This window comes from Crocinitomix catalasitica ATCC 23190 (genome assembly GCF_000621625.1).
In the GTDB taxonomy this organism is placed as follows: Bacteria; Bacteroidota; Bacteroidia; order Flavobacteriales_D; family Crocinitomicaceae; genus Crocinitomix; species Crocinitomix catalasitica.
On sequence record NZ_JHXV01000008.1, the window covers coordinates 147,907 to 160,819 of the forward strand.

9 protein-coding genes are annotated in these 12,913 nt (G+C 34.0%); 2 read left to right on the plus strand and 7 right to left on the minus strand.

Features of this window, described 5'->3' with window-relative positions; genetic code table 11:
- Positions 1-127 precede the first annotated feature (127 nt).
- The 5 genes from T367_RS0106575 to T367_RS0106595 all read right to left on the minus strand — a co-directional run bounded on the left by T367_RS0106575 (position 128) and on the right by T367_RS0106595 (position 6,819).
- A complete protein-coding gene (locus tag T367_RS0106575; RefSeq protein WP_027419129.1) occupies positions 128-2,527 on the minus strand; it encodes an NACHT domain-containing protein in 2,400 nt (799 codons plus the stop codon).
- Between the two features lie 424 nt (positions 2,528-2,951).
- Positions 2,952-3,251, minus strand: a complete 300-nt coding sequence (locus T367_RS0106580; protein WP_027419130.1) for a hypothetical protein — start codon at positions 3,249-3,251, stop codon at positions 2,952-2,954.
- Between the two features lie 39 nt (positions 3,252-3,290).
- Positions 3,291-3,605, minus strand: coding sequence for a hypothetical protein (locus tag T367_RS0106585; protein ID WP_027419131.1), 315 nt, complete (start codon positions 3,603-3,605; stop codon positions 3,291-3,293).
- A gap of 47 nt (positions 3,606-3,652) precedes the next feature.
- Positions 3,653-6,058, minus strand: coding sequence for a DUF2339 domain-containing protein (locus T367_RS0106590; RefSeq protein ID WP_027419132.1), 2,406 nt, complete (start codon positions 6,056-6,058; stop codon positions 3,653-3,655).
- 41 nt (positions 6,059-6,099) lie between these two features.
- On the minus strand, positions 6,100-6,819 hold the full coding sequence (locus tag T367_RS0106595; protein WP_027419133.1) for a dolichyl-phosphate beta-glucosyltransferase: 720 nt from the start codon (positions 6,817-6,819) through the stop codon (positions 6,100-6,102).
- 160 nt (positions 6,820-6,979) lie between these two features.
- On the opposite strand from T367_RS0106595, the gene T367_RS0106600 reads away from it, so the two are divergent.
- The gene (locus tag T367_RS0106600; RefSeq protein WP_027419134.1) at positions 6,980-8,488 is read left to right on the plus strand and encodes a hypothetical protein; all 1,509 of its coding nucleotides are present in this window, start codon (positions 6,980-6,982) and stop codon (positions 8,486-8,488) included.
- 7 nt (positions 8,489-8,495) lie between these two features.
- Here the strand turns inward: T367_RS0106600 and T367_RS0106605 are convergent, their stop codons facing one another.
- Positions 8,496-9,221 (minus strand): outer membrane beta-barrel protein, encoded by a 726-nt coding sequence (locus tag T367_RS0106605; RefSeq protein WP_027419135.1) that lies wholly within the window; start codon positions 9,219-9,221, stop codon positions 8,496-8,498.
- A gap of 253 nt (positions 9,222-9,474) precedes the next feature.
- Between T367_RS0106605 and dxs the strand changes: the two genes are divergently transcribed.
- Positions 9,475-11,418: a 1-deoxy-D-xylulose-5-phosphate synthase gene (gene dxs / locus T367_RS0106610; RefSeq protein WP_027419136.1), complete on the plus strand. Its 1,944-nt coding sequence runs from the start codon at positions 9,475-9,477 to the stop codon at positions 11,416-11,418.
- An 803-nt stretch (positions 11,419-12,221) separates the two neighbouring features.
- Here dxs and T367_RS0106615 read toward each other — a convergent pair.
- A complete protein-coding gene (locus T367_RS0106615) occupies positions 12,222-12,758 on the minus strand; it encodes a hypothetical protein (protein WP_027419137.1) in 537 nt (178 codons plus the stop codon).
- Between the last annotated feature and the right edge of the window lie 155 nt (positions 12,759-12,913).

A 12,913-nucleotide genomic window follows, 5' to 3' on the forward strand; every position in this document is an offset into this window, starting at 1 on the left:
TGTATGGTTATTTGCGTGGTTTAAGCGCTAAAGTTAGCAAATAAAAACCGAATTGAAAGTCCGCGAGTACTTTCGTAACTAGCCTATTACCAGGCAATTAATTATAGGCGGTGTTGTGCGTTCGGCTTTATTCAATTAGTTTATTTTTTTCAGTAACGCTGTTTCTTAATATGTGTTGAATTAAAAATTTATTCTTATTCATTTTTCTTTTTATTCTTACATATTTTTTGTCGTCAATCGTCTTTTTCATTTTCAAGAAGTTTATATCAACATAGAGTATTCTATTCCAAACGATATCATCTCCAATTAAATCAGCGAATACTTCAAGTGAAAAAACAGAATTATTAATAAAAGCTAAAAAATATGCGATATTATAGTTTGTAATATTAGAAAGGTTATTCTTTTCATCTAATAAAACTTTTTCAAAAAATTCAATTGTTTCTTTGGTTGCAATATGTTTGGAACCAAAAACTGATTCAAATAAACTTTTACTTTGATTGATTATATTTACAAAGGGTAATTGATTTATGATAGAATCTGGGTTTTCTTCAGCTTCCTTATATATTGATTTGAAAAGATTATCAAATTCAACAATTAGCTTGTTGACTACAGATGTTCTATTTTCAATTGAAATAGCGTGACTAGCTTGTAAACATTTAGAATGGTTGTTTATGTAAGTAACTTTTTGTGCTGAATCAATTGGGATAATTTTTTCGATAATTGTTTTATGCAATTTGTTGCTTTTTGGGTTTTTTCCACAATAGAAAACTAAAGAATTACTCCACCAATTATTGAAAAAGTTATCTATTAAAATATCATCGTCTTCATCTTCTATGCATAAACTAGCAAAGTATTCCTGAAAATAGTGATTAAAAAAGCTAAAAGAATTACTAATCTCCTCAAAGTTAAATACGCCATTTCTTGATTTTAAATGAATTATAAAGTTGTCAATATCATTTAATTCATCATAATTATACTTTTCTCTTAATGTGATTAAAAAGGTGTTTAAATCATCTTGACTTATTGAATTCCAGCCTAATTTATGTAAATAAAACGCTATGAAGGCAAGTATATTTTTAGTCTGTTCATATTTATAGAGTTGCGTAAGTCCTTTAGTCGAATCCCATTTATCTAGGTAAACATCAGTAAATAGGTCATATAACGAAAATATATTAGCAGGTAATTCTTTTAAGTCAATTTTGTCATCACGATATAAAATAGCTAAAAGTGTTAACGAAAGTGGTGTTCGCTGTAATGTTGTATTCAACATTGAATTTTTCAATGCTGTAAGAAAGTTGTTCGTTTTACTACTGTTATTGGGAATGATTTTTTTTACAAGCGTCATAGCCTGTTTAAAATTGAAAGGAAGTAGTTCTGAATCCTTAAAATCTTTAAATAGTTCTTGACTCTGTATGAAATTAAAACTTCTTGTAGCAATGATAATTTGATAGTTGTTTTCTTCGTTTTCTTTACTAAATTCTTCTATTTGCTGATAGATAGATAAACGAATTTCTGAATCTTTGATAAAATCTATTGAATCAAAAAGTAAAATAGTCTTTGAAAATTCACTTTTATTGAAATTCTCTCCTTTGGTTAATTCTTTAAATTGATTTTTAACTAAATCGTTAATGTCAATGTCCTTAGTTGTATGATTTTGTAAATCAAAATAGAAGACAGCATTTGGTTTTGGTTTGTCGGAATTTAATGCTTTTAAACCTATTCTTTTTAAAAACAACGTTTTGCCACTGGTTGGAATTCCGTGAATTATAAAGTTTTTGTTAGAATTAAGAATTTCATTAGAACCTTCAATATCCTCTTCTTTATACTTGCTGTCACTTTTGTCGTAAGTGATGTAATTATTTATTTTTTTTAATTCACGTGAGTAAGTTGTTTGAACATTCACGAATATTTGGTCGATATCGTCGAATTTCATATCAAAAACATTATTTGATATACTTATATCCGACAATTTCTTTTGTTGCTCAGTTGTGTATAAATTAAGAAAAGGTTCATTGTTGTCTAAAAATGATTCTTTAGTATGCCTTTCAATTTGTTCCTTTAATCCTTGATAATCCCATATTTTTATATTTGGTAAAATACTCGGTTCAATAAATTTAGAGATTAATTTTGTTGCATTTGGTGTTACAGTCCCATTTATAACGATGAAAAGTTTAGAAACTATTTTCTCTTCTCCTTTTGGATTAGTGTAGGGTTCAGAAAGTGCAACGTTAATTTGATTTGCGATTTCATTCCCTTTGACAAAATCATTTTGAGTTGCTGGTTTGTTTTTTACTATTACTGCATACCATTTATCTTCTTCGAAATCTTCATCATATCTTGAAAAAACGAGGTCTTTCCCAAATTCATTTGGTCCGTGAGTAATTCTAACATTATTGAATTTCTTTTTTTTAAAAAGAACAGCTAAATCTTCGAATAATTCCGTTTCGTAGCAACTTTTTTGAATAAATTCAAGTTTATCTTTTACACTTTTAAATGTTTTGTTCTTTGTTGTTTCTTTTTTACTCATAAAGTCATTATTTACTCTTAACCACTAAGCTTTTTATAAAATTTAGCATAGAAAAACTTAGCAAATTTATTTTAGGTCAAGTTACAATTTTTTGTTTTATTTTTTTTAAACCCTCTCTTAATTATTGTTTCGTTCGAGTAAATAATACCTGCGTAATGATTTTCAGAATCTGATTGAAATACCGCTTAGTTTTTCGTTTGTAAGTATATATAGGTTTGAATTTTAGCTCAATTTTCGTTGGTCTGTCAGCTGACGCACAACAACCGATTAAAACACACCAGTCCGTTTTATTCACTTTTATATTCGTATGTAAATATTTGTAAATAATTACAATCATTTAAGAATAGCTAAAAAGAATTCAAGTCAGGTGTTCAGGTTGTGGTTTCAAATATATGATTTCCAATTGAATATTGATCAACTTCATCTAAAAATAACGATAATGTTGATCTTCTAAAATAGGCCAGATTACGTTGGTCAGATTGGCGATGATGCAAAAAATGAATGGGATCCAGGCCAGTCCTTTGTTCTTTTCGCTTTCTTTTTTAATCAAATAACGCGACCAAATATAAAGCAAACTCAAGGTGCCATATACGAGTGCCGAAAAACAAAGGTAGAAGAGATAGAAATATCCGAAAAAATCACTTGTAAATACATAGAGATGTAGGATAATTAATAGTCCTGTGAAAATTAAAAAAGCACTTTTTATTTGTGTCAATTCTTTCATATTATTCGTTTTAAAATAGGGTTTGTTTCTTGATGATTTTTATCCAAAAGCCCAATGATGATCTTGGTTAATTTCAATGATTTCGAGGGTGATTAGGATGGTGTTAATAAGGGTGAAAAGGATGAATGACGCCCAACTCCAATATTTGCTATTAGGTTGAGCATCTATTTTGCTCAATTGTTTTTTCGCAATCGCATAAAATATCGCGGAAATAATATATGCAATGGAAACAACAATAACGAATCCGCCTGTCGCCCAAAGTAAAATGCCTGAAAGGGTGATATGTGTAGTGAGCGCAAAAAGTGTAATCGTAATTAGCCAAAAACTTAACTTGTAAATATTTATTTGTTTCATAGATTTTAGATTAACGGTGCGAACCGAAGTCCGCACCTGATTTAGATTTAGTCAACCTTCCCGTCAACGATGAGTTTCTTTAATTTTTGATATAAAAACGACACAATCAATAACAATACACCTAATGAAATAAAGGCGATGATTTTTCCTGCCTCCGTGATGTTTTGAATGTCTGAAGTGAACAGTTTTAATAAGGCGACAGTGAAAATAGCAAGCGCCAATAAGCGGAATGTTCGCCATTGTTTACGCATGCCAATTACCATGATCACCAATGAGCATATTCCCCATAACACCGTATAACCTTCGGTTTGTGTATGGCGCAGAATTGTCGATTCACTGAATTTTGATGCATAATTAAATACTGCAATATGATCCATTTCGAACGATGCTAAAACAATTCCTGCAATGGCTAAAGCCGCAGTGATAATAACGCTTTCATTCCCTGTTGGTAGAATAGCTTTCCCAGCGCGATGTAATAAATACATTAAGCCAATCAGGAAGAGTACAACCACATAATGCATATAAAAGAATCCTTGCTCAGCCGCATTCAAGATAACCATCGAACGGATGCTGATGATTGTTCCGTTGGCAAAAAGTAAGTAGAGCAATGTGCAAACAGTTCCGAATACAAAGAATAATTGTTGCAATGGAATTGATTTCCGCATATTGGCAATAATCAATGTCACGGAAATGAATACAAAATGGAAGAGCCAAATGATTAATATTTCAGCGCTTTTATATTCTATTGTCCGAATTTGATTCGTTAATTCTTGTAAACTGGCCAAGTAAAGACCTAAAAAGATCGCGCCGCCCAAAATACTGCGGTATAAATGCATCGGGAATAAAAGGCGTTCTCCTGCTATTGCATTCCTTTTAATTAAGATAAAGATGGCATACAATGCACCCAATACAAAAACATAACTCAGAAATTCACTATTAAAAATCGGGGTGTTATATTGAGGGTAAATTGTATTGATCAACATGTCTTTTGCAAATCCTATGAATGCAATAATACTAACAAGCTGTGTCGCATTTTTAAGCATCTTTAAATTCGATTTTTGCGCAACTACCAATAAAACGACGCCTTCAATTCCCCAGAAAATGGTCATATAATTTCCGTCGAACATTAATGCGCCAGCCAAGGTTATAAAACTGATGGCTTTGCCTAGAAGTAGGATCGAAATCGTGTTTTCTGGTTGCTTAAATCGTCGAACGATAATGAATAAGACAAAGAAAAAACTAGCAATCAATATCGTTAACGTTCCTTGCCAATCTGTTGCATTTATTTTCGGCAATAAGAACATCGAACAAGTATAATAAAGGATCGTGATGGTAGAGAGTTGAATAATTTCCCATGCGTTAAATCTTACCTTTTTGCTGATATTATACAATAAAGTCATGCCTAAGAACAGGATGAAAAATACATGTACGAAAAACAATCCCCATTTTGCTTCGATTGATCCGTAAAGGTTGCCAACGGTGAATAACCATCCTCCAAAAAATAACACAGTAAAATACAAGGCTAACTTCCCGATAATATTCCATTTTTTAAAATAACTCAACATTAACATGCCTGTATTGATGATTGTGATGTAGGTAAAGAAGGCAACATAATTATTGGTCTCACCTTTCACCATAAATGGCGTGGTAAAGGCACCAATCAGAGCAATAATGGCCAATTCTTTTCGATCGTAAATAATAGAAATACCGACAGAAAATAGGGTGATGAGTACCATGATTAAGAATGCTACGGGTTGCGCAAATAAGCCATATTCGTGGTAAGCGATTGAAATGGTATAATACATAATACTAATTCCACCGCCAATTAATACCGAGCTAAATGCCATGTACTTGCGACGTAATGCATGTGCCACACCGATCAATAATCCGCCTGTTCCAATTCCAATTAATACACGGCCCCATTCTCCAATCCAATTTTTATCGATGGCGTATTTTACAAAGAATCCTACACCGATCACTAGAATAGCAATACCGATTTTATTTAACCAGTTTTCACCGATTAGTTTTTCATAATCTCGTGCTGGTTTTGGCGTTGTTTCTTTTTTAGGTTGAACAGTAGCGATAGAAGGTTCCGTTTTTGGAACCGATACCTTAATATGTTCTGCAGATTTTAGTCTTTCGACAGGTTTGACGAATGGAATTTCTTCCTTCTCAACAGGCTTTGGAATCACTGGTTTCACAACCGAAGCTTCTTCCTTTATAATGGGGTTTGGTTGAACGACAGGCGGTGCTTTTTTAATTTCAATTGGTGCTTTTTCAACTTTTGGTAAAGGTTTAGGAATGATTTCTTCTGTTTTTAGACCGTTTACCTTTCGTTTTAGTTCGTCAATATTTTGTCCCAATTGGCTAAACTGTCTTGTCGTTTCATTTCTGAAAGAATTGATCATTACGATTAAAATGACAGCAATGATCAGTGAAATAAATAAAGTCATAACTTAAAATTTAGATGAATATTTATTGTGGTTTTAATCTTTTATTGTTGCTGTAAATGGATGCGGTGTTTGATGATAAAGAGGTTTCTTATTTCTTGTGGTAAATGACTGAATTTACCTTTGCTCCGTTCGTCATTCAGCCATCTCACTGGAACTTCGGCGATGGTGTGATTATAAGATCTTGCCAATCCTAAAGCTTCTAAGTCGAAAGACCATTGGTTGATTTCGCATTTAGAAAAGATCTTTTCAGCAGCCTCAGCTGTATATGCTTTGAAACCACAATTCGGGTCGACAATGCCAGGCAGTAGAATGTTTTGCACGATCTGATTCGCAAATCGACTCCACACTCTTCTATGCCAAGGTTGTGGAATGGCTACATCAGAACTTGGTAAATATCTCGATCCGATTGAAATGTCTGCCCCATAATGAATGATCGGCGTCAAGAGTTTTTCTAATTCAGATATCGGTGTCGATTCATCCGCGTCCATAAAAACACGAATTTCACCAATAGCTTCTAGCATACCGCGTTTCACCGCAGCGCCTTTTCCTTTGTTCTCAGGTTGAACGACTAATTTAAGATGATGATGTTCCAATTCTAATGCTTTAATCAATTGAACCGTTCGGTCAGTTGAACCATCATCTACAACCAAAATTTCATAAGTATAATTCGTTTGGTTTAAATGTTGAATGCAGTTTTCAATTGTAGGTTGAATGCGTTCCACTTCGTTGTATGCTGGTATTATTATGCTGATATCTTTCATGATTCTGTTTTTTAATTTCTTGGGTCAAACTTAGGTCGATATCAAATCCCTGACAAGGTGTGATTTTCAAATTACGTACTTTTGAAATCGACGCATTAACTTAATTTATGTTGTATTTATGGTGTTTTAATTGTTTTAAAACGTACTTTAGTAATTGATTATGAAAGACGATTTACAGGCCATTATCCATTCCTTATCATCACTTGAGCAGAAAGAATTCAGGCAATTCATTCAGCGGAATCGGTTTAAAAACTCGAGGATTGACTTAGATTTATTCGACCTTTTTGTAGAAGAGCGGGACATTGATAATGGAGAGGTCTTGCTAAAATTATACGGAGATGATCAGCAGAAAAACGCCTATCATAGTGTTCGGAAAAGGTTGATTAAACATATCAACGAATTCATTTATTTGCGTCAGATTGATTCAGATGAAAGTTTGGATGCAGAGATCAGTAAGAACTTAATTTTAGTTCGGCATTTATTTGCGCACAACCTCACCAAATTAGCTTGGAAGAATTTAAAGAAGAGTGAGCGATTGGCGGAACAGGCCGAATTAAATGTCCAGCTTCAACTTATTTACGATTTACAAATAGAGCATTTCGACACAGCCTATGTCCAATCCTCTTTAGATGATTTGGTTAAAAAAAGGATGCAAATCGCTCTCTTAGCGGACGATGATCAGAAATTGAAAATTGTGGGCAGTTTCGTAAAGCAAGAATTGGCAAAAGTTAAAATTCAAGCAGTCGATTTGGATTTGGAGCGCATCCTCGATTTATTACTCAATACCTTCGAGATGAACGATACACTTTTTCGTCGACCGAAATTGCGGTATAATTTTATGCTCATCGCTCGTGGAATAATTCTAGCGAATAAAGCCTTCTATTCGTTCGAAGAATATGCCATTCAGAATTACGACAAGATCAATGCATCCGGTTATTTTGAAGCCAAACCATCCTATCGATTAAATATCCTTTACATCATTGCGCATACTTTGTATCGGAACAAGAAATTTGACAAAGCAATTGAATATCTCCAGGAGATGGAAACAACCTTAACCCAAGTGAATAAAGGTGTTTTTAACCGTTTTAATCCGAAATATCATTTGCTGCTCGCGGCTTGTGAGAATTTTAATGGGTCGATTGAAAATGCGATCGAAATACTAGAAACACTGAATACATTTAAGTCAATTGGAAAAGAAGATGAGTTAAATGCCCGTTTGAATCTGTCGATTTATCATTTTCAAAATAATGATTTTAAAACGGCCAATCGTACTTTACAATTGATGGGGAAAACAGACCATTGGTTAGATAAGAATATTGGCGTTGAATGGCGGGTGAAAAAAAATCTAATCGAAATAATTTATCAATACGAATTGGGCAATTATGAGATAGCATTCGACCGTATTCTTGCCATGGAGCGGAGTCAAAAAGACCTTTTAGTGACTGAGAAGTACCGTCGAATTTCAGTCTTTTTAAACCTGCTCAAGTTTATGATTGATCATCCCAATGATATTACCAGCGAGGCATTTTACAATAAAGTTGAAACATCAATTGATTGGATAGAAAAGGAAAAAGAAGATTTGCAAGCGATGGGTTATTATGCTTGGTTAAAAGCGAAGATGTCAAGTGCAAATTTCTATGACGTTATGTTAGGTTTGATTAAAGTTTAGGCTTGCACTACACAGGTCTGCGCAGAAATTGATAGCTGAAACCAATCGTAAATTGTCTGCTGTATAATTGATGCGTACTCGGCGGATTCGGAAATGATGAAGCTTGTCTGATTTCGTTTCCATAACTAATATCATTCACCCCGATATATGCTTTCGCTATTATTGTGGCTCTTGGCATAATCTGATATCCGCATTGAAAAATAGCGCCATAGTCTATTGATCTTGTTGTTTTTCCAGCGGGATAATCTGAAAGGAGCGTAGGGTTTTCCGAGTCAATATCCGCATATCGCATGACTTGCGTTCGACTGGATAGGCTAGCCATAATTTGATACCCAATTCCAAAGGTTAATTTATTATTCGTGATAGAAAATACGAGCGGTAAAGAGGCGTATAGTGTTGATCTATTTTTGGCAAGATTCATTGTGGTTGATTCGTAAAACGCGCCATTAAAACTTTCTTTGATAAAGGTTTCCTCTTGTTTTCCGCTTATTGTTGTCAATCCAAGACCTGTAGAGATGGAAATTTTATTGAAGTCATATCGATAATCAACATTAAGACCAAAACTTTCCCTAAATCTGGTACTCGTTTCTTGATTCAGCTTAAAAGGTTTTAGATAATCCGCTCTAATTGCAATTTTACTAATACCAAGAGATGGTGTTATGCTGAGGTTGTGTTGTGAGAATGCTGTTTGAATACAAACGAAACTAATAAAGTTGAGCAAAATAATTTTCATGATCGTCTTATTTAAAGTTAGGTCAGTTTACTACATAAAGTTGATTTGCTACAGTTAACGTTTCTCGTTGATTTATATTGTTTTGAGAAGTTAGATGCATGTTTTACAAGCGTTGAATGCGTTTTAATTCTTGGGTTGTCAACCAAAACATCAGTTTTTTCGTAATTAATGTTAAATACATTGTATGCTTTGTTAATTAAAACGTTATTAATTTAAGCCAACTTTATGTATCTTTGTAATTCATAATCGCCCTATGACAGAATATACTGCCGGAGACCTTCTACGACAAATAGAAATTCCACAAGATTTAAGAGAAAAATTCGAAATTGATCAGTTACCTCAGGTAGCGGATGAGTTGAGACAATATATTATTGATGTCATATCGAAAATTGGTAATTCACACTTCGGGGCGAGTTTAGGAGTAGTTGAATTAACCGTTGCATTGCATTATGTTTTTAATACACCAGTCGATCAATTAATTTGGGATGTAGGTCATCAGGCTTATGGACATAAAATTTTAACTGGTCGTAGAGATCGTTTTCATACGAATCGTATTAAAGGTGGAATTTCAGGATTCCCTAAAAGAAGCGAAAGTGAATATGATACTTTTGGTGTAGGACATTCTTCTACTTCAATTTCAGGTGCTTTAGGAATGGCTTTGGCCAATGAGTATAAGAAAGATGATCGTCAGCATATTGCCGTAATTGGTGATGGTTCGATGACGGCAGGTTTAGCTTTTGAAGGTTTAAATCACGCTGGAATTACAAATACGAATCTTTTAGTTGTATTGAATGACAACTGTATGTCTATCGATCCAAATGTTGGTGCATTGCGCGAATATTTAACGGATATTACGACATCACATACCTACAATAAAGTAAAGGATGATGTTTGGACATTGTTGGGGAAAATATCTAAGTTTGGTCCAAATGCACAAGCCATTGCTTCTAAAATCAGTAATGCTTTAAAGGGAACTTTATTGAAGGATAGTAATTATTTCGAATCTTTAAAGTTTAGATATTTTGGGCCTATTGATGGGCATGACACAATAGGATTGGTGAATATCATGGAAGATCTAAAAGATATTCCTGGACCGAAAATCTTGCATGTCATTACCAAAAAAGGTAAAGGATATCAACCTGCCGAGGATGGGAATGCAACACAATGGCATGCACCAGGAGTCTTTAATAAAGATACCGGTGAGATTGTTAAGGTTGTGCCTTCGTCTCCACAGGCTCCAAAATTTCAAGAAGTATTCGGTCATACCATTGTTGAATTGGCTGAAAAGAATGATAAGATTATGGGAATTACTCCGGCAATGCCATCTGGTAGTTCTTTAAATATAATGATGAAGGCAATGCCGAATCGCGCAATTGACGTGGGTATTGCTGAGCAACATGCGGTAACTGTTTCGGCAGGTATGGCAACACAAGGTTTAATTCCGTTTTGTAATATTTATTCGTCGTTTATGCAACGCGCATACGATCAAGTAATACATGACGTAGCCTTACAAAATTTAAATGTCGTTTTCTGTTTAGATAGAGGAGGATTGGTTGGTGCTGATGGTGCGACACATCACGGTGCTTATGATTTGTCATATATGCGAAGTATTCCCAATTTGGTTGTGTCTTCACCTATGAATGAGTCTGAATTGAGAAACTTGATGTACACGGCACAATTGCCAGATCAAGGTCCTTTCTCTATTCGTTACCCACGAGGAAAAGGGGTAATGCCGAAATGGAAAACACCATTCAAAGAAATTAAAATTGGTACAGGTAGAAAAGTAAAGTCGGGCGATGATATTGCTTTTTTAACCATTGGTCCAATCGGGAATTATACAACCAAAGCTATTGCCACACTCGAAGAGAAAGGTATTTCTGCAGCGCATTTTGATATGCGTTTCGTTAAGCCGATCGATGAAATGTTATTACACGAAGTCTTCTCAAAATTTGACAAGGTAATTACAGTAGAAGATGGTGCAATAATGGGCGGTATGGGTTCTGCAGTATTAGAATTCATGGCAGATCATGGATATACAGCCAAGGTGGTACGTTTAGGAATTCCAGATAAATTTATTCACCACGGCACACAAGACGAATTATACGCAGAGTGTAATTTTGATGCACCAGCAATGGTTGCCGCAGCTGAGAAGTTGATGAATGGTATTGCGAAGCAAGGTAATGCTTCGGTAGGATAGTCGGTTTAACTTCACCCTTTCCAAGCCCTGAAGTGGCGCATTATTATTCCCTAGGACAAAGTCTTAGGATATGTCAAATCTAATCCCAAACATAATCCTCATCATAATCAATGTTATACCTCTCCAAATAATACCTATACTCCTCCTTAAAGTCAATCTTCCGATGATGCTCGTGTTGATTCCAGATGTAGTTTTTTACGGATCAGTCACAAAAGTTGGGGAGGAATTTAGGCCAAAATAATTTTCTTTGTAAAAAAGAATAAGTGTTGGATTGATTTTTTTAGAGTAAAATAATTTTACTAATTACAACTTAACCCAATAATCATATCCGAAACTCGATTTTTCGATGCCATTCTTTTAAGAGCCATAAGAAACGAATTGAAACTGGTAAAAAAGTGAGGAAGCTCCAATCTCTGATTGGAGATCACCGATCTTTTCCATTTTCAAGAGTGGCGTTGGTGAGTAAAAGCGGGCTATTGGTTGTAGGCCCTGCCAGGCAGCCTTTTTTGCTTCCTTTTTTTGCTGTAAAAAAAGGAAGAAGAGGTTAAATAAAGTTTAAAAGCAAATCGGGTAACCAAAAAAGTCAAAATAAAATTTTGATGATTCAAAAATGTGGCTCTAATCATATTAAGATTAACTCAAGTATTTAGCTCTTCCACAAGAATTAGTCTTGATCCGTTACTTCTAATGTCAAAATATAAATTATTCCAGACGTTATTCCGAATGTTTAATCTAATCAATTAGGGTAGATGGAATGTTATTCAATCATTTATAATGATTGATGTTTTTTTAATATTGACCAATTATCGCTTCAATTCCTTTTTATATTTAATCCATTCGTCCTTAGACATGCTTTGTTCTGACAAAACAAAATCATTATTATCTAACGAAGCAACCAAATAACTTACGAGTTTATTGTCGTTTTTAGATTTGATGTTACGTGTATTGCGCGTTGAAACGAATTGATTACAAGCCACCATCTCCCAGTTGTGGACTTTAGAGTTTCGAATAAAAAAATCAAGTAAAGACTCATCACTATTACTGTTTTTAGAAGTGACAACAACTCTATTTACTTGGTTCCAAACGCTGTCATAATCAAGATGAATTTCAAATAGGACGTCGGCGTTGTCTTGTGGTTCACTTGTGTTGGCAAGAATAATTTCAGTACCATCTTGTGTATTATTTAATGTACAAGAAATGGTATCGCCTAATTCGTTATAACTTTCATATTCCGTTTTAACATTTTCATAATCCATTCCAATAATATAGTCAAAATCGAATTGTGCAGATACAGTTGTGGTCATGCCAATAACGGCAAGAATTAAAATAAGTTTTTTCATGTTTTTGAGTTGTGATAAAAAAGATTTTGAGGGATCTTGTTTATCGATAAATATAAGTTTTGTTAACCTGAGCTTTCATCGGAAAGATGTTAAAAGTTCTGAATGGGTTCAGGTTGGGTAACACCTAAAATAAGCATTATTTATAAGTAAACCGA

Bases quoted from the DNA above. Each gene is read 5' to 3' on its own strand.
- T367_RS0106575 (WP_027419129.1), bottom strand. From the start codon at position 2,527: ATGAGTAAAAAAGAAACAACAAAGAACAAAACATTTAAAAGTGTAAAA.
- T367_RS0106580 (WP_027419130.1), bottom strand. From the start codon at position 3,251: ATGAAAGAATTGACACAAATAAAAAGTGCTTTTTTAATTTTCACAGGA.
- T367_RS0106585 (WP_027419131.1), bottom strand. From the start codon at position 3,605: ATGAAACAAATAAATATTTACAAGTTAAGTTTTTGGCTAATTACGATT.
- T367_RS0106590 (WP_027419132.1), bottom strand. From the start codon at position 6,058: ATGACTTTATTTATTTCACTGATCATTGCTGTCATTTTAATCGTAATG.
- T367_RS0106595 (WP_027419133.1), bottom strand. From the start codon at position 6,819: ATGAAAGATATCAGCATAATAATACCAGCATACAACGAAGTGGAACGC.
- T367_RS0106600 (WP_027419134.1), top strand. From the start codon at position 6,980: ATGAAAGACGATTTACAGGCCATTATCCATTCCTTATCATCACTTGAG.
- T367_RS0106605 (WP_027419135.1), bottom strand. From the start codon at position 9,221: ATGAAAATTATTTTGCTCAACTTTATTAGTTTCGTTTGTATTCAAACA.
- dxs (WP_027419136.1), top strand. From the start codon at position 9,475: ATGACAGAATATACTGCCGGAGACCTTCTACGACAAATAGAAATTCCA.
- T367_RS0106615 (WP_027419137.1), bottom strand. From the start codon at position 12,758: ATGAAAAAACTTATTTTAATTCTTGCCGTTATTGGCATGACCACAACT.